The sequence below is a fragment of the Oceanitalea stevensii genome, assembly GCF_014837105.1.
Taxonomy (GTDB): Bacteria; Actinomycetota; Actinomycetes; order Actinomycetales; family Actinomycetaceae; genus Oceanitalea; species Oceanitalea stevensii.
In genome coordinates, this window is the sequence record NZ_JACSPO010000007.1 from 12,811 (window position 1) to 39,760 (window position 26,950).

The 26,950-nt window shown below is 76.0% G+C and carries 19 protein-coding genes; 11 read left to right on the forward strand and 8 right to left on the reverse strand.

Features of this window, described 5'->3' with window-relative positions; all coding sequences use genetic code 11:
* The first annotated feature begins 26 nt into the window (after positions 1-26).
* The 6 genes from recC (at position 27) to H9624_RS12090 (ending at position 10,829) form a co-directional block, all read left to right on the forward strand.
* Positions 27-3,368 carry an exodeoxyribonuclease V subunit gamma gene (gene recC, locus H9624_RS12065; RefSeq protein WP_251840137.1) on the forward strand — a complete coding sequence of 1,114 codons (3,342 nt, stop codon included), beginning with the start codon at positions 27-29 and terminating at the stop codon, positions 3,366-3,368.
* On the forward strand, positions 3,365-6,706 hold the full coding sequence (locus H9624_RS12070; RefSeq protein WP_251840138.1) for a UvrD-helicase domain-containing protein: 3,342 nt from the start codon (positions 3,365-3,367) through the stop codon (positions 6,704-6,706). The genes recC and H9624_RS12070 overlap by 4 nt, the downstream gene beginning before the upstream one ends.
* A complete protein-coding gene (recD, locus tag H9624_RS12075; RefSeq protein WP_251840139.1) occupies positions 6,703-8,505 on the forward strand; it encodes an exodeoxyribonuclease V subunit alpha in 1,803 nt (600 codons plus the stop codon). Before H9624_RS12070 ends, recD begins: the two co-directional genes overlap by 4 nt.
* A 155-nt stretch (positions 8,506-8,660) precedes the next feature.
* The gene (gene hisN, locus H9624_RS12080; protein ID WP_251840140.1) at positions 8,661-9,464 is read left to right on the forward strand and encodes a histidinol-phosphatase; all 804 of its coding nucleotides are present in this window, start codon (positions 8,661-8,663) and stop codon (positions 9,462-9,464) included.
* Between the two features lie 70 nt (positions 9,465-9,534).
* Positions 9,535-10,248, forward strand: a complete 714-nt coding sequence (locus H9624_RS12085; RefSeq protein WP_251840141.1) for an alpha/beta fold hydrolase — start codon at positions 9,535-9,537, stop codon at positions 10,246-10,248.
* Positions 10,249-10,280: 32 nt separating this feature from the next.
* The gene (locus H9624_RS12090; RefSeq protein WP_251840142.1) at positions 10,281-10,829 is read left to right on the forward strand and encodes a DnaJ family domain-containing protein; all 549 of its coding nucleotides are present in this window, start codon (positions 10,281-10,283) and stop codon (positions 10,827-10,829) included.
* Here the strand turns inward: H9624_RS12090 and H9624_RS12095 are convergent.
* On the reverse strand, positions 10,764-12,749 hold the full coding sequence (locus tag H9624_RS12095; RefSeq protein WP_251840143.1) for a hypothetical protein: 1,986 nt from the start codon (positions 12,747-12,749) through the stop codon (positions 10,764-10,766). The genes H9624_RS12090 and H9624_RS12095 overlap by 66 nt on opposite strands.
* A gap of 154 nt (positions 12,750-12,903) precedes the next feature.
* Here H9624_RS12095 and H9624_RS12100 point away from each other — a divergent pair, with 154 nt between their 5' ends.
* Both H9624_RS12100 and H9624_RS12105 read left to right on the forward strand, forming a co-directional pair.
* Positions 12,904-14,130 (forward strand): exonuclease SbcCD subunit D, encoded by a 1,227-nt coding sequence (locus H9624_RS12100; RefSeq protein ID WP_251840144.1) that lies wholly within the window; start codon positions 12,904-12,906, stop codon positions 14,128-14,130.
* Position 14,131: 1 nt separating this feature from the next.
* Positions 14,132-17,131 carry an AAA family ATPase gene (locus H9624_RS12105; RefSeq protein ID WP_251840145.1) on the forward strand — a complete coding sequence of 1,000 codons (3,000 nt, stop codon included), beginning with the start codon at positions 14,132-14,134 and terminating at the stop codon, positions 17,129-17,131.
* 3 nt (positions 17,132-17,134) lie between these two features.
* Here H9624_RS12105 and H9624_RS12110 read toward each other — a convergent pair whose 3' ends face one another.
* From H9624_RS12110 to H9624_RS12120, 3 genes are read right to left on the reverse strand one after another with little or no spacing between them, the layout of a single operon-like run.
* Positions 17,135-17,617, reverse strand: a complete 483-nt coding sequence (locus tag H9624_RS12110) for a DUF6912 family protein (RefSeq protein WP_251840146.1) — start codon at positions 17,615-17,617, stop codon at positions 17,135-17,137.
* Between the two features lie 35 nt (positions 17,618-17,652).
* The gene (locus tag H9624_RS12115) at positions 17,653-18,936 is read right to left on the reverse strand and encodes a CpaE/TadZ family protein (protein WP_251840147.1); all 1,284 of its coding nucleotides are present in this window, start codon (positions 18,934-18,936) and stop codon (positions 17,653-17,655) included.
* On the reverse strand, positions 18,933-19,583 hold the full coding sequence (locus H9624_RS12120; protein ID WP_251840148.1) for a hypothetical protein: 651 nt from the start codon (positions 19,581-19,583) through the stop codon (positions 18,933-18,935). The genes H9624_RS12115 and H9624_RS12120 overlap by 4 nt, the downstream gene beginning before the upstream one ends.
* A 137-nt stretch (positions 19,584-19,720) precedes the next feature.
* Between H9624_RS12120 and H9624_RS12125 the strand changes: the two genes are divergently transcribed.
* The gene (locus H9624_RS12125; protein ID WP_251840149.1) at positions 19,721-19,936 is read left to right on the forward strand and encodes a helix-turn-helix domain-containing protein; all 216 of its coding nucleotides are present in this window, start codon (positions 19,721-19,723) and stop codon (positions 19,934-19,936) included.
* Between the two features lie 10 nt (positions 19,937-19,946).
* Here H9624_RS12125 and H9624_RS12130 read toward each other — a convergent pair whose 3' ends face one another.
* Positions 19,947-20,456 carry a DUF2642 domain-containing protein gene (locus H9624_RS12130; RefSeq protein WP_251840150.1) on the reverse strand — a complete coding sequence of 170 codons (510 nt, stop codon included), beginning with the start codon at positions 20,454-20,456 and terminating at the stop codon, positions 19,947-19,949.
* 132 nt (positions 20,457-20,588) lie between these two features.
* Here H9624_RS12130 and H9624_RS12135 point away from each other — a divergent pair, with 132 nt between their 5' ends.
* Together H9624_RS12135 and H9624_RS12140 are read left to right on the forward strand one after the other, a co-directional pair.
* The gene (locus H9624_RS12135; protein ID WP_251840151.1) at positions 20,589-21,515 is read left to right on the forward strand and encodes a LysM peptidoglycan-binding domain-containing protein; all 927 of its coding nucleotides are present in this window, start codon (positions 20,589-20,591) and stop codon (positions 21,513-21,515) included.
* On the forward strand, positions 21,512-21,991 hold the full coding sequence (locus H9624_RS12140) for an Rv3235 family protein (RefSeq protein ID WP_251840152.1): 480 nt from the start codon (positions 21,512-21,514) through the stop codon (positions 21,989-21,991). The genes H9624_RS12135 and H9624_RS12140 overlap by 4 nt, the downstream gene beginning before the upstream one ends.
* Before the next feature lie 4 nt (positions 21,992-21,995).
* Here the strand turns inward: H9624_RS12140 and H9624_RS12145 are convergent, their stop codons facing one another.
* The 3 genes from H9624_RS12145 to secA form a co-directional block, all read right to left on the reverse strand.
* On the reverse strand, positions 21,996-22,613 hold the full coding sequence (locus tag H9624_RS12145) for an FMN reductase (RefSeq protein ID WP_251840153.1): 618 nt from the start codon (positions 22,611-22,613) through the stop codon (positions 21,996-21,998).
* 20 nt (positions 22,614-22,633) lie between these two features.
* Positions 22,634-23,821: an LLM class flavin-dependent oxidoreductase gene (locus H9624_RS12150; protein ID WP_251840154.1), complete on the reverse strand. Its 1,188-nt coding sequence runs from the start codon at positions 23,819-23,821 to the stop codon at positions 22,634-22,636.
* A gap of 149 nt (positions 23,822-23,970) precedes the next feature.
* Complete coding sequence (secA, locus tag H9624_RS12155; protein WP_251840155.1) at positions 23,971-26,913, reverse strand: preprotein translocase subunit SecA; 2,943 nt, start codon at positions 26,911-26,913, stop codon at positions 23,971-23,973.
* Between the last annotated feature and the right edge of the window lie 37 nt (positions 26,914-26,950).

The window sequence follows — 26,950 nt, forward strand, 5'->3', positions numbered from 1 at the left end:
CCGAACCGACGGAGGGAGGCTGGGACGTGCTGCACCTGCACCGCTCCGAGCGCGCCGACGCGCTCGTGCCGCCCCTCGCGACGCTGCTCGCGGACGCCCCCCAGGACCCCTTCACGCCGGACGTCGTCGCCGTGCCCACCCGCGGGGTCGAGCGCTGGCTCGCGCAGCGGCTGTCCCACCACCTCGGTGCCGGTCCCGACGGCGAGCCCGGCATCTGTGCGAACGTCGGCTTCGGCTCCCCCGCCCGCCTCGTCACCGGCGTCCTCGCCGGCCTGCCCGGCGCCCCGGAGGAGGACCCGTGGGCGCCCGACCGCCTCACCTGGCCCCTCCTCGAGGTCGTCGACGCCCACGCCGGCGAGCCGTGGCTGGCGCCGCTGGGCCGGTACCTCGGGGCCGACGAGGCCGACGACCACCGCCACGGGCGCCGCCTCGGGGCGGCCCGTCACCTCGCCCGCCTCTACGCCTCCTACGCCGCGCAGCGCCCGGACATGGTGCGGGCCTGGGCGCAGGGACACGACGACGACGGCGCGGGCGGGACCGTGCCCGCCGACCTCGCCTGGCAGGTCGAGCTGTGGCGCCGGCTGCGCGCGCACGTCGGCGAGCCCGGGCCGGCCGAGCGGCTCGAGGATGCGCTCCGCGCCGTCGTCGCGGACCCGGCGTCCGTCGACCTGCCCGAGCGGCTCAGCGTCTTCGGTCCCACCCGCCTGCCCGAGGACCAGCTGCGCGTCCTGCGTGCGCTCGCCCGGCACCGCGAGGTCCACCTGTGGCTGCCGCACCCCTCCCCCGCGCTGTGGGCCAGGGTCGCCGAGGCGGGCGAGCCGGCCTCCCGCCGACGCCGCGAGCAGCGCGTCCGCGCCGAGCACCCGCTGCTCGCCTCCACCGCACGCGACGCCACCGAGCTGGAGACCCGCCTGCTGGGGGACGGCGTCACCGACGCCCACCACCCCGCGCCGCGCCCCGGGGGCACGCTGCTCGCCGCCCTCCAGGACCGCCTCGCCGCCGACGCCCCCGACGCCCCGCCCCACCGGCTGGCCCCGGAGGACACCAGCGTCCAGGTGCACGCCTGCCACGGTCTGGCCCGCCAGGTGGAGGTGCTCCGCGAGGTGCTCGCCGGGCTCTTCGCCGCCGACCCCACGCTCGAGCCGCGTGACGTCATCGTCATGTGCCCCGACGTCGAGGCGGTCGCGCCGCTCGTCACCGCGAGCTTCGGTCTCGCCCCCGACGGCGTCACCGACGTCCACCCCGGGCACACGATGCGGGTGCGGCTCGCCGACCGCGCACCCGGTCGCACCAACCCCGTCCTCGGCCTCCTCGCCACGCTCCTCGGCCTCGCCGACGGCCGCGTCACCGCCTCGGAGGTGCTCGACCTCGCGGCGACCGAGCCGGTGCGCCGCCGCTTCCACCTCACCGACGACGACCTCGACCGCGTCCGCGAGTGGTCGGCCACCGCCGGCGTGCGGTGGGGCGAGGACGCCCGGCGCCGCGCCCGCTTCGAGCTGCCCGGGCTGCTCCAGGGCACGTGGCACGTCGCCCTGGACCGGCTCCTGCTCGGGGCCGCCATGGCGGAGGAGGACCACCGCTACGTCGGGCACGCCCTGCCGCTGGACGACGTCGACAGCACCGACATCGACCTCGCCGGACGGCTCGCCGAGCTCGTCGACCGGCTCACCGCGCTCCTCGCCGAGCTCGACGGCACGCGGCCGCTCACGCACTGGCTCGACACCCTCGACCGCGCCGTCACCCTCCTCGCCGACACCGCGCCCGCCGACTCCTGGCAGGTGGTCTCCGCCCGTCGCGTGCTCGCCGAGGAGCGCGCCCGGGCCACCGACGCGCCGCTGCGGCTGCCGGACGTCCGGGCCCTGCTCGCCGACCGCCTCGCCGGGCGGCCCACCCGGGCCGGCTTCCGCACCGGCGCCCTCACCGTGTGCTCCCTCGAGCCGATGCGCGCCGTGCCGCACCGGGTCGTGTGCCTCCTCGGCGTGGACGACGGCGCCTTCCCCCGCGGCACCCGCCAGGACGGCGACGACCTCCTCCTGCGCGAGCCCTGCGTCGGCGAGCGCGACCGCCGCAGCGAGGACCGCCAGCTCTTCCTCGACGCCGTCACCGCCGCGCAGGACCACCTCGTCCTCCTGTACTCCGGCGCGCACGAGCGCACCGGGGCCGGGCGGCCGCCCGCCGTGCCCGTCGGGGAGCTGCTCGACGCCCTGGAGACCGCCGCGACGGCCCCCACCGGCACGGTCCGCGAGCACGTCCTGCGCCACCACCCGCTCCAGGTGGTCGACGAGCGCAACTTCACCCCCGGCGCCCTCGGCCGCCCCGGTGTCCCGTTCAGCTTCGACGCCGTCGCCCACCGCGCCGCCCTCGCCGGGCGCGGGGAGCGCGTCGAGCGGGTCCCGTTCCTCACCGAGCCGCTGCCCGCGCTGCCCGCCCCCGCCACCCTCGAGCTCGCCGAGCTCGTCGCCATGCTCGAGCACCCGGTCAAGTACTTCCTGCGCCACCGCCTGGGCCTGTCGGTGGCCGGGGAGAACGCCGAGGTCGCCGACCGCCTGCCCCTCACCCTCGCGCCCCTCGACGGCTGGGCGATCGGCGAGCGCTTCCTCCAGGCGCGGCTCGCGGGCGTGCCCGACCAGCAGGTGATGAACGCCGAGTGGCGCCGCGGGGTCACCCCGCCCAAGGAGCTCGGCCGCACCGCCCTGCTCGACGTCGGCAGCCGGGTCGTGCCGATCGCGAGCGCCGCGGCGGCCGAACGGGCGCAGCCGGCCGAGACGGTCGACGTCCTCGTCCCGCTGCCCTCCGGCACCACGCTCACCGGGACGGTCCCCGGCGTCCACGACGGCACCGTCCTGCGGGCCACGTACTCCCGCCTGGCGCCCAAGCACCGCCTGCGCGCCTGGGTGCAGCTCCTCGCCCTCGTCGCCGCCCACCCGCAGCGGCCGTGGCGCACGGCCACGGTGGCGCGGCCCGACCACCGCCGGCCGGGCGCCTACGTCGCCCGGCTCAGCCCGCCCACGCCGCAGGAGGCGGTCGAGCTGCTCGACCAGCTCGTCCAGCTCCACGCCCTGGCCCTGCGCGAGCCGCTGCCCGTCCCGGTCCCCGTCGCCTGCACCTACGCCACCTCCCGCGCCGGCGGGGACTCCGCGGACATGGCCCTCGTCAACGCCCGGCGCGCGTGGGACGGTGACGAGTTCCTCCGCGCGGACGAGCACCACGTCATCTGCTGGGGCACCGGCGCGAGCCTCGACGACATCCTCGGCACGCCCACCGAGTCCGAGCGGGCCTGGTACCCGCAGGACCCGAGCCGTCTCGGCGTCCTCGCCCGCCGGGTGTGGGAGCCGCTCCTCGCCCACGAGCAGGTGGACAAGCCGTGACCACCACCGAGCTGGGGACCGAGCTGCCCGTCTTCGACGTGTGCGGCCCGCTGCCGGACGGCACCACCGTGCTCGAGGCCAGCGCCGGTACCGGCAAGACCTTCACCATCGCCGCCCTCGCCACGCGCTACGTCGCCGAGCAGGGCATCGAGCTCGCCGACCTCCTCCTCGTCACCTTCGGGCGGGCGGCCACCTCCGAGCTGCGCGACCGGGTCCGTGGCCGGCTCCTCGCCACCGAGCGCGCCCTGCGCGACCCCGCCACCGCCCGCGCGAGCCGCGACGAGGTCGTGGCCCACCTCGCCGCCGTCGACGACGCCGAGGTCGCCACCCGCCGGCTGCGGCTCACCCGCGCGCTGTCCCAGCTCGACGCCGCCACCATCACGACGACGCACGGCTTCTGCCAGCAGATGCTCACCTCCCTCGGGGTGGCCGCGGACCTCGACCCCGACCACACCTTCGTCCCGGACGTCGCCGACCTGCGCGAGGAGGTCCTCGACGACGTCTACCTGCGCCTCTACGCCGGGTCCCGCGAGCCGGCGCTCAGCCCGGACGAGGCCCGCACGGTCGGCAAGGAGGCGGTGAGCGACCACCAGGCCGCCCTGCGCCCCACCGACGCCCCGGCGGACACCCTGCCCGGGCACCGCCTGGCCCTCGCCCGGGCCGTGCGCGAGGAGGTGCGCGACCGCAAGCGCAGCCGCCGCCTGCTCGACTACGACGACCTCCTCACCCTGCTGCGCGACGCCCTCACCCACCCCGTCCACGGACCGGCCGCCGCGGCGCGGGTCCGCGAGCGCTACGCCGTCGTCCTCGTCGACGAGTTCCAGGACACCGACCCCGTCCAGTGGGAGATCCTGCGCACCGCCTTCCACGGGCACCGCACCCTGGTCCTCATCGGCGACCCGAAGCAGGCGATCTACGCCTTCCGCGGCGGCGACGTCGTCACCTACCTCCAGGCCCGTGAGGTCGCGACGAGCACCGCCACCCTGGGGCGCAACTGGCGCAGCGACGCCCCGCTCCTCACCGGCCTCGAGGCGCTCCTCGACGGCGCCGCGCTCGGGGACGAGGCGATCGTCGTGCGATCTGTCGCCGCGGCCCACACCGGGGAGCGGCGCCTGCGGGGCGGGCCGCCCGTGCGGTTGCGGCAGGTCACCCGCGAGCCCTTCCGCCTCGCCGGCACGAAGAACCCGCGGGTGGGTGACGTGCGCCGGCTCGTGGCCGACGACGTCGCCGCGGACGTCGTCGCCCAGCTCGGTGCCACCCAGCTGCACGACGGCGAGGGCTGGCGACCGCTGCACCCCGGCGACGTCGCCGTCCTCGCCCGCCGCAACGCCGACGCCGACGCCGTGCGGGACGCCCTCGCGGCCGCGGGCGTGCCCGCCGTCGTCTCCGGGCTCTTCAGCGTCTTCGCCACCGACGCCGCCCGCGACTGGCTCACGCTCCTCACCGCGCTCGAGCAGCCCGGGCACGGCGGACGGGCCGCGGCGCTGGCCCTCACCCCGTTCCTCGGCTGGGACGCCGCCCGACTCGGCACGGCGGAGGACGCCGCCCGCGAGGAGCTGTCCGACACCGTGCGCGGCTGGGCCCGGCTCCTCACCGAGCGGGGGGTCGCGGCGCTCGTCGAGGCCGTCACCACCGCGGGCGTCGCCGAGCGGCTCATGGCCACGGCGAGCGGCGAGCGCGTCCTCACCGACGTCCGGCACGTCGGGGAGGCCCTGCACCTGGCGGCGGTCGAGGAGGACCTCGGCGTCGCCGCGCTGACGGACTGGCTGCGCACGCGGATCGCGGAGGCGGACCGCGACTACGCCGAGGAGCGCAGCCGCCGCCTGGAGACCGACGCCGACGCCGTCCAGGTCGTCACGGTCCACTCCTCCAAGGGCCTGGAGTTCCCGGTCGTCTACGTCCCCTTCGGCTGGGACCGCTACGAGTCGCGCACCCCGCCGGTGCTCCGCTACCACGACGACGCCGGCACCCGGCTGCTCCACGTCGGCGGCCAGGAGGACCCCGGCTACGACGACGCCCGCGACCGTCACCTCGCCGAGGAGCGCGGGGAGGACCTGCGCCTCCTCTACGTCGCGCTCACCCGGGCCGCGGCGCAGGTCGTCGTCCACTGGGCGCCCTCGTCCAACTCCCCCGCCGGGCCGCTCACCCGTCTCCTCCTGGGCGGGCACGCCCCCGGGCAGGAGCCGCCGGCGCGGGTGCCCGTCCGCGCCGACGACGCCGTCACCGACGCGCTGGCCGGCGTCGTCGCCCGCTCGGGCGGCTCGGTGGCCCTCGAGCGCGTCACCGCGCGGCCACAGCCCGTCACCTGGCAGCCCCCGCCGCCCGCGCGCCCGGAGCTGTCCGTCGCGCGCCTGGGCCGCAGCCTTGACCACACGTGGCGGCGCACGTCCTACACGGGCCTCACGGCCGCGGCGCACCACGAGCCGGTGGGCAGTGAGCCGGAAGGGACCGGTGTGGAGGACGAGGCCGACGTCCTCGTCACGGGTCCCGGCGGCCCCGACCCCACGCGCGCCCTGCCCTCCCCCATGGCCGAGCTGCCCGGAGGGACGGGGTTCGGCACGGTCGTCCACGAGGTCCTCGAGCAGGTCGACACGACGGCACCGGACCTCGCCGCCGAGCTGCGCGAACGCTGCCGGGAGGGCGGCACCGCGCGGGTGCCGGGGCTCGACCCCGAGGCCCTCGCCGTCGCCCTCGAGCAGGTGCTCGCCACCCCGCTCGGACCCCTCGCCGGGGACGCGACGCTCGCCGGGTTCGCGCCCTCGGACCGGCTGGCCGAGCTCGAGTTCGAGCTGCCGCTCGCCGGTGGTGACTCCCCGGCCGCGAGCGCCGCCACGCTCGTCGACCTCGCCCTCCTCCTGCGGCGCCACCTGCCGCCCGACGACGTCTTCGCGCCGTACGCCGACCAGCTCGCCGCCCTCGGGCCCGAGCGCCTGCACGGCTACCTCACCGGCAGCATCGACGCGGTGCTGCGGCACGGGACCGGTGACGCGACGCGGTACCTCGTCGTCGACTACAAGACGAACCGGTTGGCGCCGCCCGAGGAGCCGCTCACCCTGTGGCACTACCGGCCCGAGGCCGTCGCCGAGGCGATGATGCGCTCGCACTACCCGCTGCAGCTGCTGCTCTACCTCGCCGCGCTGCACCGCTACCTGCGCTGGCGCCACCGCGGCTACGACCCCGAGCGGCATCTCGGCGGCGGGCTCTACCTCTTCGTCCGCGGCATGGCGGGACCGGGCACGCCCGCCGCCGACGGCACCCCCTACGGGGTCATGGCGTGGCGGCCGCCCGCCTCACTCGTCGTCGCGCTCTCCGCGCTGCTCGAGGGGAGGGCCTCATGACGCTCCTCGACGACGGCGACGCCCGGCTCGCGGTCCACGCCCCGCCGCTGCTCGCCCGCTTCAACACCGCCGGGGTCGTCGCGGCGGCGGACGTCCAGGTCGCGCGGCGGCTGGGCTCGCTCGTCGGCGAGCGCGACGAGAGCGTGCTCCTCGCAGTCGCGCTCGCCACGCGCGCCGTGCGGTCGGGCTCCGTGTGCCTCCACCTCGAGGACGCCGCGTCCTTCGCCGCCGACGCCGAGACGCCCCCCGGTGAGCTCCCGTGGCCCGAGCCCGCCGCGTGGGAGGCGGCGATCGGGGCGAGCCCGCTCGTCGCCGTCGGCGTCGAGGGCCCCGCCGACCGGCCCGTGCGCTGGGTGGGCGGGCGCCTCTACCTCGACCGCTACTGGCGCGACGAGATGGTCGTGCGCCGCCAGGCCGACGCGCGCCTCGCCGCGCCCCCGGCCGCCGTCGACGACGCCCGGCTCGCCGCTGCCCTCGACCGCCTCCTCCCCGACGCCGGGGACGCGCTGCAGCGGCAGGCCGCCGCGGCCGCCGTCGCGGGCCGGCTCACGGTGCTGACCGGCGGTCCGGGCACCGGCAAGACGACGACGGTCGCCCGCCTCATCGCCGTCCTCCAGGACGTCGCCGGGCCGCTGCGCATCGCGCTGGCCGCCCCCACAGGCAAGGCCGCGGCCCGGCTGCAGGAGGCCGTCCACGAGGTCGTCGACGAGCTCGGGGACGAGGACCGCGAAAGGGTCGGCACGCTCAGCGCCTCGACCCTCCACCGGCTGCTCGGCTGGCTGCCGGGCAGCTCCACCCGCTTCCGGCACGGACCTGGCCGCCACCTGCCCCACGACGTCGTCGTCGTCGACGAGACCTCGATGGTGTCGCTGCCGCTCATGGCGCGGCTGCTCGAGGCGCTGCGGCCGGACGCGCGGCTCGTCCTCGTCGGTGACCCCGACCAGCTCGCCTCGGTCGAGGCCGGGGCGGTGCTCGGCGACCTCGTGGCCCGCACCCCGGAGGCGTCCGGGGCGGGCGGTGTCGTCCGTCTCCTCACGGTCCACCGGCAGGAGGAGGACAGCGCCATCCTCCCGCTCGCCGCGGCGATCCGCGCCGGGGACGCGGAGGAGACGCTGCGGCTGCTGCGCGCGGGTCACCCGTCGGTCGAGCTCGTCGAGCTCGCCGAGGACCACCTGCCGGGAGACGCGGAGCTGGCCTCGCTGCGTGCCGACGCCGCCGCTGCCGGTCGCGCGCTCGTCCACGCGGCCCGCGAGGGTGACGCCACCGGCGCCCTGCGCGCGCTGGGCTCCCACCGGGTGCTCGTCGCCCACCGGCGCGGGCCGGCGGGCGTGGCGCACTGGTCGGCGCTCGTCGAGCAGTGGGTGGCCGAGGCGGCCGGCCCGCACCCGGACGCGCTCGACCCCCGCAGCCCCTGGTACCCGGGCCGGCCGGTCCTCGTCACCGCGAACGACCGCGAGACGGGCCTCTACAACGGGGACACCGGCGTCGTCGTCGCCGACGGCGAGGGGCTGGTCGCGGTCCTCGGGGACCCCGGCGCCCCGCTGCGGGTGCGCACCCACCGGCTGCCCGCCGTCGAGACCGTCCACGCGATGACCGTCCACCGCGGGCAGGGCAGCCAGTTCGCGCGGGTCTCGCTCGTGCTCCCGCCGGCCGCGTCCCCGCTCCTCACCCGCGAGCTGCTCTACACGGCCGTCACCCGCGCCCGCGAGCACGTCCGGGTCCTCGGCAGCGCGGCGGCGGTCCGCCGCGCCGTCCAGACCCCCGTCCGCCGCGCCTCCGGCCTCCGCACCCCCCTGTAGCCCCGCCCCCGGCTCCCGCCCCGGTCCGGCCGGGCCCCGGCCAGGTCCCGCCCCGGCCCAGGCGCCCCCACCCGCCGACAGCTGGATCTCGCCCGGGGTGCGGGGCCGTCGGCGCGCGTCCCCGGGCGGCGGGGCGTCGCCGCTAGCGTGACGCCATGCCCATCACGCGTCTCCGGTACGACGACGACCTGCGCCTGGCCCACGTGATCGCCGACCAGGTCGACGCCCAGACGATGGCCCGCTTCCAGGCCCTCGACCTCGTCGTCGAGACCAAGCCGGACCTCAGCCCCGTCTCCGACGCCGACAAGTCCGCCGAGGAGATCGTCCGTGCGCAGCTCGGCCGTACCCGGCCGCGCGACTCCGTCCTCGGGGAGGAGTTCGGCACCACCGGCCGGTCCGCCCGCCAGTGGATCATCGACCCCATCGACGGGACGAAGAACTTCGTCCGCGGCGTGCCGGTGTGGGCGACGCTCATCGGGCTGGTCGAGGACGACGAGGTCGTCCTCGGCGTCGTCTCCGCCCCCGCGCTGGGCCGCCGCTGGTGGGCCACCCTCGGCTCGGGCGCCTGGACCGGCCGCTCGCTGTCCTCGGCGCGCCGGCTCCACGTGTCGAGCGTGTCCCGCATCGAGGACGCCTCGCTCAGCTACTCCTCGCTGGACGGCTGGGCCGAGTCCGCCCGGCTGCGCGCCTTCCTCACCCTCGCCCAGCGCTGCTGGCGCACCCGCGCCTACGGCGACTTCTGGTCCTACATGCTCGTCGCCGAGGGCGCGGTCGACCTCGCCGCCGAGCCGGAGCTCGAGACCTACGACATGGCGGCCCTCGTCCCGATCGTCACCGAGGCGGGCGGCAGGTTCACCAGCCTCTACGGCGCGCCCGGGCCCTTCGGCGGCAACGCCGTGGCCACCAACGGACTCCTCCACGACGAGGTCCTCCAGATGCTCACCGCCCAGGAGGACTGAGGCTCCGGGGCTCTTCCCCGGCGCACACCTCGGCACTACGCTCGGCGGCAGTCGACGAGCGGAGAACGCCATGGCCCACCCCGTCATCCTCGTCCCCGGCTTCTGGCTGGGCGCCTGGGCCTGGGAGGACGTCCTCGCCGACCTGAGCCGGGCGGGGTGCGAGGCGGAGGCGCTCACGCTGCCGGGCCTCGAGGCCGCGGACACCGACCGTTCGGGCATCACCTTCCAGGACCACGTCGACGCCATCTGCACCGCCGTCGAGGCCACCGGGCGCCCCACCGTGCTCGCCGTCCACAGCGGCGCGGGCTTCTCCGGCTACGCCGCGAGCGACCGCCTCACCGACCGCCTCGCCGCCATGGTCTACGTCGACACCGCACCGGGTGTGGGCGCCATGGACCCCGACTTCGCCGGCGTCGACATGCCGCTCGACTGGGAGTCGCTCGCGGCCGAGGAGAACCTCGACGGCCTCAGCGAGGAGCAGCTGCAGACCTTCCGCGCCCGTGCCGTCCCCCAACCGGGCGGTGTGCTGTGCGGGACGGCGGACCTCGTCAACGACGCACGCCGTGACGTCCCGAGCACCTTCGTCTGCACGAGCTTCACCGCCGAGGCCTACCGGACCTACGCCGCCGAGGGCACGATGGCCTGGCTCGCGGGCATCCCCGAGCTCACCGACACGACGTGGATCGACCTGCCCACCAGCCACTGGCCGATGTGGTCACGTCCCCGCGAGCTCGCGGCCGTCATCGCCGAGGTGGCCGGGGCGGACACGAGCGCGCTCACGTAGTCGCTCCGGGTGGGGCGCGGGAGGATGGGGCGATGACCGAGCGCCGGCCTCACGACGTCCCCGTCGAGACCTGGGTGGACCGCCTCGTCCGCGACGCCGCGGCACGCGGCGCCTTCGACAGCCTGCCGGGCGCGGGCAAGCCGCTGCCCGGCATCGACGAGCCGCTCCACGAGGACTGGTGGATCCGCCAGAAGCTGCGCAGCGAGGACCTGCCCCTCGACGGCCTCCTGCCCCCGGCGCTGCTGCTGCGCAAGGAGCTCGCCGCCCTGCCCGAGACCGTGCGCCCCCTGCGTGACGAGGCCGCCGTCCGGGACACCGTGCGTGCGCTCAACCGGCGGGTCGCGGACTACATCCGGTCCCCGAGCGGGCCGGTGCTGCCGGTCGCCCCCGCGGACGCGGACGCCGTCGTCGCGCAGTGGCGTGCCGGTCGCGGCGGTGACACGCAGACGGGTGGGACGCGGCCCGCCGAGCGTGCGGCTCCCGGACGCCCGGCCCGCCCCCGGCGATGGCGGCGGCTACGCCGGGCGCGCGAGAACCCCACCGATGTACCCCGCGACGGCGCCGGCCCAGACGAGGAGTAGCCCCAGGGAGAGGGTGAGGACGGCCCCCCGCACGGTGATCGCCGCGATGACGTAGGCGACCGACAGGAGGACGACGAGGAGGGCGGTCTTGCGCGTGAGGCTGCCCTTGCCCGTCACGCCGAAGGCCATGGCGACGGCGAGCACGGCGAGCAGCACGCGTGCCGCCGCCGCGACGAGGTGCGTCCCCTCGTCCGGGGAGATGTCCGCGACGTCGCCGAGCGCCGCGAGGGGCGCCGTGCCGACGATGGTGAGCCCGTCGGCGGACGTGAGGAGGTTCCACGGCAGGAGCGACCCGAGCAGGACGAACGCGGCACCGCCGAGCACGAGGAGCGTGCGCAGCAGGGGCCGCCGGTCGGAGCTGGTCTGGGTGAAGGCGGCCTGGGCGAGGAGCCGCCCCTCGCCGTCGTCGGCACTGACCTCGAGCTCCCGGGTGACCGACTCCCCACCCTGCGGGAGTGGCGCGTCGACCGTCATCCGGGCCTGTCCGACCCCTCCGGGAGGCGCGGTCACCACGGGCGGCGTGAAGGTCACCCGGGCCGTGCCGTGGGAGTCGACCGCCCCGAGACGCACGGCGAGCGGTCCCTGCCCCGCGGTGTTGTCGACGGCGACGGCGAAGGTCCCGTGGCGGGTGTCGGCGCGGGTGAGGTGACGCGGCGTCACGTGCAGCTCCGCCGTCGTGATCGGCGACGGCGTCATCGTCACCTCGAGCGACCCCGGTGCCTCGTGCTCGGTGACGCCGTCCCCGGCGACGACCGAGAAGGGTCGCACGACCGTCCGTCCGCGCGGGACCACCTCGGTGAGCTGGACGTGTCCGCGGGCCACGGCGACCTGGCCCGCCGGGACGAGGAGCCGCTGCGGGGCGAGGGTGATGACCAGGGCCCGGGCGGGGTCCCGACCCCCGAGGGCGAGCTCCACCGCCTCCCGGCCGCCGCGGTTGTCGACATGGACCTCGAAGTCCGCGGCGACCGCGTTCGTCACCCGCAGCTCGCGGGTTGACAGGCTGACCCCGACGGGCACCACCTCGGGCTCGGGCGAGGTGTGCTGGACGAGGGTGAAGGTCGCGGTGAACTCCCCGCCGTCGTTGGCGGCCGTGACCGTCAGCTGCCGCGTCGCGTCCTGCCCGGGGGCAGGAGCCGGGGCCATGAAGTGGCCGCGCACCTCGACGAGCTGACCGGCCGGCACCTGGACCACGCGCGGCACGAAACCGAAGCGCACGACGCCCTCGGGGTCGGCGCCGGAGAGCTCGAAGCTCTGCGGGAAGTTGGCCCGCCGGTTGTCGATCCGCACGGCGAAGCGGGCACGCGCCTCGTCGGTGAGCCGCAGGAGACGTGGCTGGACGTCCAGGGTGGCGGGCGGCCCGTAGGGGGCGACGGTCACCGTGACCGCCACGGGCACCCGCTGGTCCGGTGCGGACTCGGAGCACACGTGGAGGTGGACGGTGAGCCGCTGGGCGGGGACGAGCGCACCGTCGCGGATCCGCAGGCCGACATCGAGGGTGCCCTCGTCGCCGGGCATGAGACGCAGCGGCGCGAGGCTCACCTCGAGCCAGTCCGGCGTCTCCTCCGCCTCGACGACGACGCCGTCCACCACCGAGGACCGGTTGGACACCCGTGCGGTCACCGTTCCCGGCTGCTCGGGGACGAGCGTGACCTCCGTGGTGACGGCGTGGACCTCGGGCGCCCGGGCGTCCGCCGGTGCGGTGCGGACGGCGGTCGCGGTCTCGCCCTGGGACGCCGGGGCCACGGCCTCGGCCGTCTCGACCGTGTCGATGGTGTCCGGCACCGTCGCGACGGCGGGGTGCCCGCCGATGGTCGTCGCGCCCGTGTCCCACCCGAGGTAGGTGTCGCAGGCGCGGCAGAACTGGGTTCCCTGCGGGTTCGCAGCCCCGCAGCTCTCGCACACGTCCTCGGACATCGACATCCCCGTGACCCCTCATCGGACCGCCTCGATCGTACCGCCGGCCGTGGCTGATCCTCCCTGCCCGAAGGGGCAGGGACACCTGCCCGGGCGGCCCGGGAGGCGCCGTCCCGCGGGGCTCCACGGCGATGTCGGTGGCCGCGGTTACCGTCGGACCATGCGCATCCTGCACACCTCGGACTGGCACCTGGGGCGCACCCTGCACGGGGTGGACCTCGTCGAGCACCAGTCCGCCTTCCTCGACCACCTCGTCGAGGTGGTGCGCCAGGAGCGCGTCGACGCCGTCCTCGTCGCCGGTGACGTGTACGACCGCGCGATCCCGCCCGTCGCCGTCGTCGACCTCCTCACCGACGCCCTGCTGCGGCTCACCGAGCTCACCCGTGTCGTGCTCACCCCGGGCAACCACGACTCCGCCACCCGGCTCGGCTTCGCGGCCCCGCTCTTCCGGGAGCGCCTGGCGGTGCGGGCGCGGGTGGAGGACCTCGCCCGGCCCCTCGAGCTGCCGTCCGCGGACGGCGGGTCCTGCGCGCTCGTCTACGCCCTGCCCTACCTCGACCCGGACACCACCCGCCACCGTCTCGCCGAGGAGGACGACGACGGCGCCCCCGCCGTCCCGGCGCGCTCGCACGAGGCGGTGGCCGCGGCCGCCATGCGACGGGTGCGCGCGGACCTCGCCTCCCGGCGTGCCACGGGCCCGCGCGTTCCCGCCGTCGTCATGGCCCACGCCTTCGTCGTCGGGGGGCGGGCCTCGGAGTCCGAGCGGGACATCCGGGTCGGGGGCGTGGACGCCGTCCCGCTCGACGTCCTCTCGGGCGCCGGCACGGACGGTCCGTCACCGGACTACGTGGCCCTGGGCCACCTCCACGGTCCGCAGCGGGTCGGGCCGCAGCCCGTGGCCGGGGAGCCGGGCACGCTCGCCCGGTACTCCGGCTCGCCGCTGGCCTACTCCTTCTCCGAGATGCACCACGCGAAGTCGAGCGTGCTCCTCGAGCTGGGGGCCGGCGGCGTCGGGCACGTCGAGCTCGTGCCCACGCCCTGCCCGCGGCGTCTGTCGGAGGCGTCGGGCAGCCTCGAGGAGCTCCTCTCCCCCGCCTTCGACGCCCAGGCGCAGGACTGGGTGCGGGTCGCGGTCACCGACACGGCGCGGCCCCGCGACCTCTACGCCCGGGTGCGGGCCCGGTTCCCGCACGCGCTCGTCGTCCAGCACCGTCCCGCCGTGCCGCTCACCGGCGGCCCGGCCCGCGCCGTCACCGCCGCGCGGGACCCGCTCGAGGTGACGGCCGAGTTCGTCCAGGAGGTCACCGGTGGGGCGCCCACCGCGGCCGAGACCGCCGTGCTGCGCGCCGCCTACGAGGCCGCGCTCGCCGCCGAGAGGAGCGCCTGACATGCGCATCCACCACCTGAGCCTCGAGGCCGTCGGGCCCTTCGCCGGGCACCACGAGGTCGACCTCGACCAGCTCTCCGCCGGCGGGCTCTTCCTCCTCGAGGGACCCACCGGTTCGGGCAAGTCCACCCTCATCGACGCCATCACCTTCGGCCTCTACGGCACCCTGGGCAGCCCCGCGCGCGACGACCGTCTGCCCTCGGCGCACGCCGCCGGTGCGGAGCCGGTCATCGAGGTCGTCTTCTCCACCGGTGCGGGCATCTACCGGGTGCGCCGCACCCCCGCCTTCCAGCGCCCCAAGCGTCGCGGCGAGGGCACCACCCGGCAGAACGCCACCGCCAAGCTGTGGCGCCTGGAGTCGGTCTCGGACCCCTCCGGTGAACCGCTCGCCACCACCACGCAGGAGGTCGGCACCGAGGTCCGGCGGATCGTGCGGCTGGACCGCAGCCAGTTCAGCCAGACCGTCGTGCTCCCCCAGGGGCGTTTCTCCACCTTCCTGCGCGCCAGGCCGGACGAGCGCGCCGCCGTCCTCCAGGACGTCTTCGGCACCGAGGTGTACCAGCGGGTCCAGGACCAGCTCGTCGCCATGGCCCGCGAGGCGCGCAAGGAGCTCGAGGCCGCGCGCCGGGAGGTCACCGGGTGCGTGGGCAACCTCGGCTCCCTGCTCCCCGACGACGACGCGTCCGTCACCGTCCTCGAGCAGGCGGCCGCCGAGCTCGACGCCACGGCGATGGAGGAGGCCGCCTCCGCCCTCGTGGCCCGCGCCGAGCGCGAGCACGCCGCTGCGGAGGCGGGCCGCGAGGAGGCGCGCGCGGCCGAGCGGGTGGCCCAGCGCGCGCTCGACGCCGAGCAGGACCTCGCGCGGCGGGTCCGCCGTCGCCGGGAGCTGCTCGCGGAGCAGGAGCAGCTCGCGGCGCGTGCGGACGCCGTCACGGCGCTCGGGGAGGAGCTCGCAGCCGCCCGACGGGCCGCCGTGGCCGCCGGGGCGCTGCGGGCCGAGGCCGCGGCACGAGCGGCCGTCGAGCACGCCGAGGAGCAGCTCGCGCGGGTGTGCGCCGCCTCCGCCGACGGCCCCGACGCCGACCTCACCGACCTCGCGCTCGGCGCCCTCCGGGAGCTGGTCACCACCCTCACCGGCGAGCGCGGAGGTCTCGTCGAGCTCCTCACGCTCGAGGCCGGCCTGGCCACCCGGGAGACGGCGGCCGAGGCGGACGAGACCGCCCTCGCCGCGCGCCGCACCGCGCTGGAGGGACGCCGTGCGGTCCTCGCGTCGCGGCCCGCTCAGCGGGAACGGCTCTCGCAGGCGCTGAGCCGGATCCAGCGCGAGGCGATGAGCGTGCCCGCCGCCGAGGCCCGGGTCACCGCCTGCCGCGCGGTGCGCGACGCCGCTCGTGACGTCGAGCAGCGCCTCACCCACCTCGTCGCCGCCGAGGCCGCGGTCACCGCGGCCACCTCCCGCGCCACGGCCGCCACGCAGGAGGAGCAGACCGTCAGGAGCCGCTGGATCGCCGGGATGGCGGGCAGCCTCGCCGCGGAGCTCGAGCCCGGCACGCCGTGCACCGTGTGCGGCGCCACCGAGCACCCCGCCCCCGCACCACGCTCCCCGGAGCACACCACCGCGCAGGACGTCGACGCCGCCGCGGCCCGGCGCGCACGGGCCGAGGACGCCGTCGGCGCTGCCCGGGAGACCCGCGCCCAGGCCGAGGCCCGCCTCCGTGCCGCGCAGGAGGCCTCGGGCGGGACCGCCCTCGCCGACGCCGAGGAGTCCCTCACGGCGGCCGGGCAGGAGCTCAAGGACGCGCAGGACGCCGTTCGCCTGGCCACGCTGCACGAGCAGGAGCTCGCCGTCTTCGACGAGGAGACCGACACGCTGCGGGAGGCCGTCAGCGGCGAGGAGAACGCGCTCGCCGCCGCCACCGAGGAGCTCCGGGGCCGGCGCGCCGCACTCGCCTCCGACCGGGAGCGCTGCGGCCGTGGCGCGGCGGAGGCCGGCACCGTCGCGGCCCGGGTCCAGCGCATCGAGAGCCGGCTGGGCACCGCGCGCCGGGTGGTGGAGGCCCGCGACGCGCACCACGCCGCTCGTCGGCGGCAGGACGAGTCGGCCGCCGCCCTGGCGGCCGCGCTCACCGAGGCGGGTTTCGCCGACGCCGCGGAGGCCGGCGCCGCCCAGCTCCCCGCCACCCGGATGGCCGAGCTCGAGCGGGAGGTCGCCGAGCACCGTGCCGCGACCGCCCGGGTGCGCGAGTGCCTCGCCGAGGCACCCATCGCCTCGCTCACCGGCGAGGAGGTGCCCAGGGTCGAGGAGACGCAGGCCCTGCACGCGGAGCGGCAGACCGCGCTCATCTCCGCCACCGAGCTCGCCGGCCGGGCCGCGGACTCCCTCACCCGGCTGCGCCGTTGCCACCGGTCCCTCAGCGAGGTCCTCGCGCGGCACCACGCCGTCACCGAGCGCGCCGCGCCGGTGCTGCGGATGGGTGAGCTCGCGGCCGCGGGCGAGGGCAACGCCCGCGCCACCACCCTGTCGACCTTCGTCCTGCTGCGCCGCTTCGAGGACGTCGTCGCCGCCGCGAACGACCGCCTCGCCGTCATGTCCGACGGCCGCTACTCCCTCACCCGGATCGACGAGCGGGAGGGGCGCTCCCGCAAGGCCGGGCTCGGCCTCGCCGTCCACGACCACGTCACCGAGACCACGCGCGACCCGCACACCCTGTCCGGAGGCGAGACCTTCTACGTCTCGCTGTGCCTGGCCCTGGGCCTGGCGGACGTCGTCACGAGCGAGGCCGGCGGCATCTCCCTCGACACGCTCTTCATCGACGAGGGCTTCGGCTCCCTCGACCCGCACACCCTGGACGGCGTGCTCGGCGAGCTGAGCCGGCTCCAGGCCGGGGGACGCGCCGTCGGCATCGTCAGCCACGTGAGCGAGCTCAAGGAGCGCATCGCCGACCGCATCGAGGTCCGCCGGCTGCCGTCCGGCGCCTCGACGCTCACCGTGCGGGCCTGAGGCTCAGCCCCGCAGCTCGCGGGCGAGGACCTCACGCTCGACGATGTCGTGCCACAGGAGGCCGTGCTCGGCGGCGCGGTCCACGGCGGCGTCGTCCGTGAGGGCCGCGGTCACCGCCTCCTCCGCCCCCGGCTCGTCGACGTGGATGCTCACGACGTCCGACCACGGGACGATCGACCGCACCTCGACCGCGCTGGGAAGCTGGTCGTCGCCCTCCTGCCACGGGCGGGCACGCTCCGGGACGACGACGCCGGAGTCGGCGACGTCGGCAGCGACGACCACCCGACGGGGCACCGCGGAGGACGCGGCGCGCAGGTGGACGACGCTCTCGTCGGCCGCGGCGAGCATCGCGCTCGCCTCCAGACCCTCGTCGTCCTCGTCCGGCAGCGCGCGCCGCAGCTCGGCGGTCACCGCGTGCGCCCAGCGCGGCGGCAGACCGGCCGGTCGGCTGAGGTCCGCGCTCGTGGCCGGCAAGTAGATCCGCATGCCGACATTCTTCCGCACGGACGTACGAAAGCGCGTCATCCCGCGCCGGTGCGGCCCGCCCGGAGAACCCGCCCCGGTGTCCTCCGCCGCCTGCGGCCCGCCCGCGACTCCGCCGCCGGGCCGGCGACGCGCTCGGCCAGGTCCCGCAGGGCCGTGCGCGCCCTGCTGCCGGGGGCGACCTCCGCGAGCGTGGCGCCGCGCAGCACGGCGCGGTCGAGCGCGGGCCGGTCGTCGGGGACGAGCACCGGCGCGCTCACGCCGGCGAAACGGGCGAGGGACTCGACGACGGCCTGCTCCGGGCTCGCACCCGTCGCCGAGCCACGGACCCGGTTGACGACGACCACGCGCTGGGCGTGCGGCGCGGTGACCCCCGACTCGCTGAGCTCCTGGAGCGCCATGACGAGACGGTGCATCCCGACCGGCTCGGCGGCACCGACCACGACGACGACGTCCGCCGCCCCCAGCGCCGACAGTGCCGCCTGGTGGCGGCGCGGGGCGATCCCGCCGGTGAGGCCACCGACGGGGTCGTCGATCCCCGCCCCGACGTCCACGACGGTCCACCCGGCCAGCTCCCGGGCCCGCTCCCACACGACGTCGAGCGAGGCGGCGGGCAGCTCGCGCCACCGGTCGGCCCGCGTGAGGCCGGTGAGGAGCCGGGGCCCGCGCTCCAGCCGTCGCGTGAGGGAGCGGAGGGACCCGGCGTCGAGCCGCCCGTCCCCCGCGAGCCGGGCGGCAGCCGCGAGGCCGGCGGTCTCGTCGAGGACACCGAGCACCTGGGTGACGCTCGGTGCCTCGGTGTCGGCGTCCACGAGCAGCACCTCGCCGCGGTCACTGAGCTCCTGCGCGAGGTTGACGGCCACGGTCGTGCGCCCGGGTGACCCCCGCGGGCCCCACACGACGGCGACCCGCCCGGCCGGGTCGCCGGTGTCCTCGGGGACGGGCGGGGCCGGCGCCGCGACCACGGCGGGCTCGCTCCCGGCGAGCTCGGCGACCACCCGCGCCCACTCCTCCGCCCCTGCGGCCTCCCACGTCACCGTCGTCGCACCCAGGGCCCGGCACCGCTCGGCGTCCTCCTCGGCAGCGACGAGGACGGTACGCACCCCGCTGCCCGCGAGCTGGCGCAGCACCGGCCGGTCCAGGCCCGGCAGCTCGGCCGACAGGACGGCGAGGGAGCCCAGTCCGGCCAGCCCGGCGGCCACGACCTCGGGCACGTCGGCGCAGCGGCGCACCACCTGCAGGCCGGTGCCGGGGGCGTCGAGCAGCGAGACGAGCTCGGCCTCGTCGGGGCCGGTGAGGGCGAGGAGCACGCCGGTCGTCACGGGCCGCCGCCCGGGACCGGGACGACGACGATCTGCCCCTCCCCGCTCTGTGCGGCGAGGACGTCGGGCAGCTCCTCCTGCGGGACGAGGACCTGGACCGCGGAGCCGCCGGCACCGGCGAAGAGCGAGTCCGCCTCGAGGAGCTCGGAGACGAGGAGCCCCTCGGCGAGCAGGCGCGGGGGTTCGGCCGCACTCTCCTCCTGCAGCCCGGGCAGGGCGGGCGCCGTCACCCACAGGTCGACGGCCGCCCCCTTGACGACGCCGCTGGGGGCGGCACCCGGCAGGCCGACGACGACCGGGCGCAGCTCCACCTCGGCCGGGCTGCCGACGGCGGCCGCCGGGACGAGCTCCCCGGCACCGATCACCCGGGTGACGACGGCGTCGTCGGGCAGGTCCTCACCGGCGACGACGTAGGCGTCGGCGAGTCCGTCGGGACGCACGGCGTGCGGCCGCAGCTCGGCGTCGGCCAGCCGGTCGCCCGGCGTCAGCGCCTCGACGGCGAGGAGGACGTCGGTCGTGCGGTCGGCCCGGGCGACCGCCCAGCTGCCGAGCGCCACCGAGGCGGCGACGAGGAGCACACCCACCCCCAGGCGCGGGTCGCGCCAGCTGGGACGTCTCAGCCGCTGTGCTCCGTCGTCGTCGCTCATCGCACTCCCCTCCGCGTGCTTGGGCCTATGGTGCCCGCTCGACGCCGGGCGCGGGCGCGTTCTCCACAGCGTTCTGTCCCGACCCGCCTGTGCACAGGGTGGACCGCCGGTCCCCGCGCCGGTGACAGAATGGGCCTATGGCGCGCTTCCTCACCCTCGCGGACGTCGCGGAGGAGCTGTCGGTGTCTGTGGCCCAGGCCCGCTCCCTCGTGCGCTCGGGCGACCTTCCCGCGATCCAGGTGGGCGGCCGCGGCGTGTGGCGGGTGGAGGCCGTGGTCCTCGAGGAGTACATCCAGCGGCAGTACGCCCGCACCCGGTCGGCCCTGGCCCGCGGGGAGGACCTCGGGGACTGAGGCCCCCGTGTCAGGCGGTCTGCACCGCCAGCACGTGCGCGAGCGCGACGGCGACGGCGGCGCCCGGCCCGGCCTCGACGTCGACGTGGTCGGCCGCGACGCGGGTGATGCGGCCCCGGTAGTCACCGGCCGTCGTCCGCACGACGACCTCGCTCTGCTCCCGCGCCACGGCGCGCAGCACGTGCGTCAGCCGCAGCCGCCGCTCGACGACCGGCGCCTCGGGCGCTGCCGCCCCCAGTGACCGGGCCGCCGCGACGGCGGAGGTCGGCACGAGGACGCGGCGGCCGGCGTCGCCGACGAGGAGCCACTGCACGGCCGCGTCGAGGACGGTGCCGCGCACGTCGCTGCCGTCGCGCAGCCGCAGCGCCACCTCCCGGCCGTGGCGGGCGCGGAGGCGGTCCGCGAGGGACACCTGCGCCTGCTCGGCCTCGGCGAGGTCGGCGACCTCCTCGTCCTCGGCCAGCCGCGCCGCCTGGAGGAACTGGCGCTCGAGGTCGTCGAAGAGGGCTTCCCACCGCATCGGCCCACGGTAGTGCCCGTCCACACCCGGCGCTCCCCTCTGGACAGCGGCCCGGTCGCGGCGTAGACATGTGACCCAAGTCGCATCAAACGACATCAAACGTCATCGTCCGACACCACTCGGAGGCAACGGATGCTCCGCACCGCCGCCCTGGCCGCCGTCGCGCTCGTCGCGTCGGCACTGCTCGGCCGCTGGTCCGTGGAGCTCGGCTCGCGCGGGGTCGCCCGCGTGGACGAGGCCGTCGCGCTCGGGAGCGCGGCGGGCGGCACGCTCGTCGCGGCCTGGTACGCGCTGACGGCCATCGCCCTCCTCCTCGCCCAGCTGGCCGAGCTCGGCCGGCGCGCCCCGCGGCTCGCCCGCGGCCTACGAGCCGCCGTCGGCGTGGCGGGGGCACCGGTCCTGCGTCGCGCCGCGGTGCTCGGGGTCGGTGCCGGCCTGGCGCTGGCGGCCGTCCCCGCGAGCGCCGGCCCCGCGGCGGACGACACGGTCCCCCACGACCTGCGGCCGGGGGTGGGCTCCCTCTCCGTCCCGCGCACGGCGCCGCCGGAGGAGCTGCCCGGTGCGGAGGAGCCGGCGCAGGGTGCGGCGTCCGCGCCGGAGCCCTCGGCGCCGGCGGACGAGGGGCCCGCGGGCCCGCCGAGCACGCCGTCCCCGCGGCCGGACGTCCCGTCGTCGGGCGCACCGCCGCAGGACCGGGGCCCGGCCGCCCCGTCGGACGACCGGGAGACTGCCGTCCCGTCGAGCGAGCAGGGCACCGCCGCCCTCCCCACGGTCGCGGCCGTCTCCGGCACCGGCACACCGGCGGACACCCCCACGGCACGCCCGCACGCGGCCGCTGGGAGCGAGGCGCACCGCGGCACCGCGAGGCATGTCGTCGAGCGCGGCGACTCGCTGTGGTCGATCGCGAAGGCGCACCTGGGCGAGGGCGCCACCGACGCCGAGATCGCGGCCGAGTGGCCGCGCTGGCACACGACGAACCGCTCCGTCATCGGCGCGGACCCCCACCTCATCCACCCTGGCCAGGCTCTGCTGGCCCCCGACCCCGAGGAGCAGCGATGACCACGCTCGCCCCACCACTCGCCTCACCGGCACCTCCGGTCGTGTCCGGCCTGGAGGACGCCCGCACGTGGGACCGGGTGCGCTTCAGCGCGCAGACACCGGCCGAGGCCGCCGACCCACCCCCCGCAGGGGCCGAGCTCAGCGGCCTGCCGCCCGTCGGCCCGTGGGCGGGCACGCTCGTGCGCGCCGCGGTCGAGGTGCTGACCGGCAGCCGGCCCACCGCGCAGCTGGCCCGCTGGCTGAGCGCCGAGCTCTACGAGTCGCTGGCCCGGCGGGCCGGGCTGGCCGTGCGGATCCTCGGTCGCCCGGACCCCGCGCTGTGCGCCCGGGTGCGCAGGGTGCGCTGCACGGAGGTGCGGCCCGGAGTCCACGAGGCCGCCGTCGTCGTCCACGACGGTGTGCGGATCCGGGCCGCCGCCGTCCGGGTGGAGTGCCACCGGGGGCGGTGGCGGGCCACCGCCCTGGAGATCGGCTGAGCGGCTACCGGCCGAGGAGGTCGGCGAAGTCGGGGACGGCGTCGAACTCGTCGGAAGCGGCGGCGCGCGCCGGGCGGGCGGCCACCTTCTCGGCGAGCTCGCGGCCGGCGCGCCGGATGCGCGCGGGCAGCGGGTTGACGCCGTCACCCTGTCCGGCCCAGTCGTCGGTGGCCGCGAAGACGGCCGTGCTCACGACGTCGGCGTGGAGGTAGGCGAAGAGCGGCCGCATGGCGTACTCGGTGGCCAGGGAGTGCCGCGGCGTCCCGCCGGTGGCCCCCATGAGGACCGGCGCCTCGCGCAGGGCGTCCTTGTCGATGACGTCGACGAAGGACTTGAACAGCCCCGAGTAGCTCGTCATGAAGACCGGGGTGACGGCAATGATCCCGTCGGCGCCGGTGACGGTCTCCAGCGCGGTGCGCAGCTCGCCGGTGGGGAAGCCGGTGAGCATGGCGTTGGTGATGTCGTGGGCGAGGTCGCGCAGCTCGATCGTCACGGTCTCGGCCGTGACCCCGCGCTCGGTGAGCGCGTCGGTCGTGGCCTGGGCGAGCCGGTCGGCGAGCATCCTCGTGGAGGAGGGCCGGCTGAGTCCGGCGGAGACGACGGCGATGGTGCGGGTGGTCATGTCTGTTCTCTCCTCGGGGGTCACAGGCCGAAGGCGGCACCGCGCGTGGCGGTGGCGGCTGCCTCGTCCTCGGCGATGCGGCCGGTCCAGCGGTCCTCGCCGGCGACGTGCGCGTCGCCGGCCTTGCCCTCGGCCCGGGCCTTGGCCACGCGCTCGGCGTGGCTGGGCGGGTCGGAGGGGACGTGGGCCGGGCGCTTGGACTCGTTGATCTCCCGCAGGGCGGGGACGATCTCCTCGGCGAGGATGTCGATCTGCTCGAGGACCGTCTTGAGCGGCAGGCCGGCGTGGTCGATGAGGAAGAGCTGGCGCTGGTAGTCCCCGACGTGCTCGCGCATGGTGGCGTACCGGTCGATGACCTGCTGCGGCGAGCCGACGGTCAGCGGCGTCTCACGGGTGAAGTCCTCCATCGTCGGGCCGTGGCCGTAGACGGGGGCTTTGTCGAAGTACGGGCGGAACTCGTTCCACGCGTCCTGGGAGTTCTTGCGGGCGAAGAACTGCCCGCCGAGCCCCACGATCGCCTGGTCCGCGCGGCCGTGGCCGTAGTGCTCGTAGCGCTGGCGGTAGTACCCCACCATGCGCTCGGTGTGCTCGAGGGGCCAGAAGATGTTGTTGTGGAGGAAGCCGTCGCCGTAGTAGGCGGCCTGCTCGGCGATCTCGGGGGTGCGGATCGAGCCGTGCCACACGAAGGGCGGCACGCCGTCGAGGGGGCGCGGGGTGGAGGTGAATCCCTGGAGCGGGGTGCGGAACTTGCCCTGCCAGTCCACCACCTCCTCCTCCCACAGGCGGCGCAGCAGCGCGTAGTTCTCGACGGCGAGGTTGACGCCCTGGCGGATGTCCTTGCCGAACCACGGGTAGACCGGTCCGGTGTTGCCGCGGCCCATCATGAGGTCCATGCGGCCCTCGCTGAGGACCTGGAGCATCGCGTAGTCCTCGGCGATCTTCACCGGGTCGTTCGTCGTGATGAGGGTCGTGGCCGTCGACAGGGTGATGTTCTTCGTGCGCCCGGCGAGGTAGCCGAGCATCGTCGTCGGGGACGACGCGACGAAGGGCGGGTTGTGGTGCTCGCCGGTGGCGAAGACGTCCAGCCCCGCCTGGTCGGCGTGCTCGGCGATGGTGAGGATGGCGCGCACCCGCTCCGTGTCGTCCGGCGTCCGACCCGTCGTCGGGTCGGTGGTGACGTCACTGACGGTGAAGATTCCGAACTGCATGGCGTGCCAGCCCCTCATATTCGATGCGTTTGCATGTACACCGGGTCCAACGGGCCCTGCGGTCCTTCTATTCCGCCCGCACTGAGGCCTTCGTCACCGGCACGCGCGAACGCCCCGCACTGCGCGGCAGTGCGGGGCGTTCGTGGGTGTCAGCGCTTCTTTGTGGCCTTGGCGGCGCGGCGCCGGGCCTCGCGGTTGCCGCCGCCCGAGGCTGCCTGCGCGGCTGCGGCGTCCCCGCTCCCGGCGGCCGCGCCCTTGGCACCGTCGGTGCGGACCGTGGGCCGGGTGTCGCCGTCGGCGGACGGGGCGGTGTAGGTGAGCGAGGTGGGCCGCTGCGGCTCCTCGAGGCCCACGATCTGCGGTCCGCCACCGAAGGCCGCGGGGGCCGCGGGTGCGTCCTCGCCCTGGGCGCCGTCCGTGGACCGGTTCGCGGTCACGGACTTGGCGCCCGCACGGCGCCCGGAGGGCTTGCCGTCGGCCGTGCCGTCACCGCTCGCCGCGGTGGCGCCGAGCCGGGCGCCGGCAGCGGTCTGCGCGGCCGCGTCGGCGGTCACGCCGCCCTGGCCGTTGCCCGCCTGCGCGTCCTCCGGCTGCTGGACCTTGACCTCGAGGTTGAAGAGGTAGCTGACCGCCTCCTCCTTGATGGCCTCGTTCATCGCCTGGAAGAGCTGGTAGCCCTCGCGCTGGTACTCCACGAGCGGGTCGCGCTGGCCCATGGCGCGCAGCCCGATGCCCTCCTTGAGGTAGTCCATCTCGTAGAGGTGCTCACGCCACTTGCGGTCGAGGACCGACAGGACGACGCGCCGCTCGAGCTGGCGCATGACGGCGGGGGTGAGCTCCTCCTCGCGACGCTGGAAGGCGAGGTGGATGTCCGAGCGCAGCTCCTCGACGAGCATGTCGGCGCTGAGCCGGTTCTGCCCGCCGGCCTCCTCGGTGACGTCCTCGGCCGTGATGGAGACGGGGTAGACGCGGGCCAGCTCGGCCCACAGCGTCTCCAGGTCCCACGTGGCGGAGTCCGGCGAGGACGTGTACTCGCGGACCAGCCCGGAGACGACGTCGTCGAGGAAGCTCTGGACCTGGTCCTCGAGGTCCTCGCCCTCGAGGACCCGGCGGCGCTCCTCGTAGACGACGGTGCGCTGGCGGGACAGGACGTCGTCGTACTTGAGGACGTTCTTGCGGATCTCGAAGTTGCGGCCCTCGACCTGCGCCTGCGCGGAGGCGATCCCACGGGAGACCATCTTCGCCTCGAGCGGCATGTCGTCGGGGAAGGCGGAGCCGTCCATGACCCGCATGGCGAGCCCGGAGTTGAACAGCCGCATGAGGTCGTCCTCCATCGACAGGTAGAACCGGGACTCGCCCGGGTCGCCCTGACGGCCGGAGCGGCCGCGCAGCTGGTTGTCGATGCGGCGGGACTCGTGGCGCTCGGTGCCCAGCACGTACAGACCGCCGAGCTCGACGACCTCCTCGTGCTCCGCGGCCACCGATGCCTTGGCCTCCTCGAGGGCCTCGGGCCACGCGGCCTCGTACTCCTCGGGGCTCTCCTCGGGGTCGAGACCCCGCTGGCGCAGCATGTCGATCGCGATGTGCTCGGCGTTGCCACCGAGCATGATGTCGGTACCGCGGCCGGCCATGTTGGTGGCGACGGTGACGGCGCCCTTGCGGCCGGCCATGGCGACGATGGCCGCCTCACGGGCGTGGTTCTTCGCGTTGAGGACCTCGTGCGGGACGCCCTTGCGCTTGAGCAGGGCGGAGAGCAGCTCGGACTTCTCCACGCTCGTCGTGCCGACGAGGACCGGCTGGCCCGTGGCGTGGCGCTCGACGATGTCCTCGACGATCGCCTTGTACTTCACCTGGGCGTTCTTGTAGATGAGGTCGGGCTGGTCGATGCGCTGCATGTCCCGGTTGGTCGGGATGGGCACGACGCCGATGCTGTAGGTGCTGGAGAACTCCGCGGCCTCGGTCTCGGCGGTACCGGTCATGCCGGAGAGCTTGTCGTAGAGGCGGAAGTAGTTCTGGAGGGTGATCGTGGCGAGCGTCTGGTTCTCCGCCTTGATCTGCACGCCCTCCTTGGCCTCGATGGCCTGGTGCATGCCCTCGGAGTACCGGCGCCCGGCCAGCACGCGGCCGGTGTGCTCGTCGACGATGAGGACCTCGCCGTCGGTGACGATGTAGTCCTTGTCCCGCTTGAACAGCTCCTTGGCCTTGAGGGCGTTGTTGAGGAAGCCGATGAGCGGGGTGTTGAGGGACTCGTAGAGGTTGTCGATGCCGAGGTGGTCCTCGACCTTGGCGATGCCGGGCTCGAGCACGCCGACGTTGCGCTTCTTCTCGTCGACCTCGTAGTCGTCGTCGCGCTTGAGGCGCGAGGCCAGCCGTGCGAACTCGGCGTACCACTTGTTGGAGTCGCCGGACGCGGGCCCGGAGATGATGAGCGGGGTGCGGGCCTCGTCGATGAGGATCGAGTCGACCTCGTCGACGACGGCGAAGTGGTGGCCGCGCTGGACGAGCTCGGCGGTGGACCACGCCATGTTGTCGCGCAGGTAGTCGAAGCCGAACTCGTTGTTCGTGCCGTAGGTGATGTCGGCCTCGTACTGCTTGCGGCGCTCGTCGGGCTTCTGGCCGGACAGGACGACGCCGGTGGTGAGCCCGAGGAAGCGGTAGACGCGGCCCATGAGCTCGGCCTGGTAGCTGGCGAGGTAGTCGTTGACGGTGACGACGTGGACGCCCTTGCCGGTGAGCGCGTTGAGGTAGGCCGGCAGCGTCGCGACGAGGGTCTTGCCCTCACCGGTCTTCATCTCGGCGATGTTGCCGAGGTGGAGGGCGGCGCCGCCCATGACCTGGACGTCGAAGTGCCGCTGGCCGAGGGTGCGCCGGGCCGCCTCGCGGACGGTGGCGAAGGCCTCGGGCAGGAGCTCGTCGAGGGTCTCCCCCGCGGCGAGCCGCTCCTTGAACTGGTCCGTCTCGGCGCGCAGTTCGGCGTCGGTCAGACCGCTGACGCTCTCCTCCAGCGCATTGACCTGGTCGGCGATCGCGGTGAGCTGCTTGAGCACTCGCCCCTCGCCCATGCGCAAGATCTTGCTGAGGATCGAAGCCACGCGGTTCCACTCCCGGTTCGACAGTCGGCGCCGTTGA

What these genes read in the sequence shown, in the direction of transcription:
- recD (WP_251840139.1), top strand. Translation starts at nt 6,703, where the DNA reads ATGACGCTCCTCGACGACGGCGACGCCCGGCTCGCGGTCCACGCCCCG.
- hisN (WP_251840140.1), top strand. Translation starts at nt 8,661, where the DNA reads ATGCCCATCACGCGTCTCCGGTACGACGACGACCTGCGCCTGGCCCAC.
- H9624_RS12085 (WP_251840141.1), top strand. Translation starts at nt 9,535, where the DNA reads ATGGCCCACCCCGTCATCCTCGTCCCCGGCTTCTGGCTGGGCGCCTGG.
- H9624_RS12090 (WP_251840142.1), top strand. Translation starts at nt 10,281, where the DNA reads ATGACCGAGCGCCGGCCTCACGACGTCCCCGTCGAGACCTGGGTGGAC.
- H9624_RS12095 (WP_251840143.1), bottom strand. Translation starts at nt 12,749, where the DNA reads ATGTCGATGTCCGAGGACGTGTGCGAGAGCTGCGGGGCTGCGAACCCG.
- H9624_RS12100 (WP_251840144.1), top strand. Translation starts at nt 12,904, where the DNA reads ATGCGCATCCTGCACACCTCGGACTGGCACCTGGGGCGCACCCTGCAC.
- H9624_RS12105 (WP_251840145.1), top strand. Translation starts at nt 14,132, where the DNA reads ATGCGCATCCACCACCTGAGCCTCGAGGCCGTCGGGCCCTTCGCCGGG.
- H9624_RS12110 (WP_251840146.1), bottom strand. Translation starts at nt 17,617, where the DNA reads ATGCGGATCTACTTGCCGGCCACGAGCGCGGACCTCAGCCGACCGGCC.
- H9624_RS12120 (WP_251840148.1), bottom strand. Translation starts at nt 19,583, where the DNA reads ATGAGCGACGACGACGGAGCACAGCGGCTGAGACGTCCCAGCTGGCGC.
- H9624_RS12125 (WP_251840149.1), top strand. Translation starts at nt 19,721, where the DNA reads ATGGCGCGCTTCCTCACCCTCGCGGACGTCGCGGAGGAGCTGTCGGTG.
- H9624_RS12130 (WP_251840150.1), bottom strand. Translation starts at nt 20,456, where the DNA reads ATGCGGTGGGAAGCCCTCTTCGACGACCTCGAGCGCCAGTTCCTCCAG.
- H9624_RS12135 (WP_251840151.1), top strand. Translation starts at nt 20,589, where the DNA reads ATGCTCCGCACCGCCGCCCTGGCCGCCGTCGCGCTCGTCGCGTCGGCA.
- H9624_RS12140 (WP_251840152.1), top strand. Translation starts at nt 21,512, where the DNA reads ATGACCACGCTCGCCCCACCACTCGCCTCACCGGCACCTCCGGTCGTG.
- H9624_RS12145 (WP_251840153.1), bottom strand. Translation starts at nt 22,613, where the DNA reads ATGACCACCCGCACCATCGCCGTCGTCTCCGCCGGACTCAGCCGGCCC.
- H9624_RS12150 (WP_251840154.1), bottom strand. Translation starts at nt 23,821, where the DNA reads ATGCAGTTCGGAATCTTCACCGTCAGTGACGTCACCACCGACCCGACG.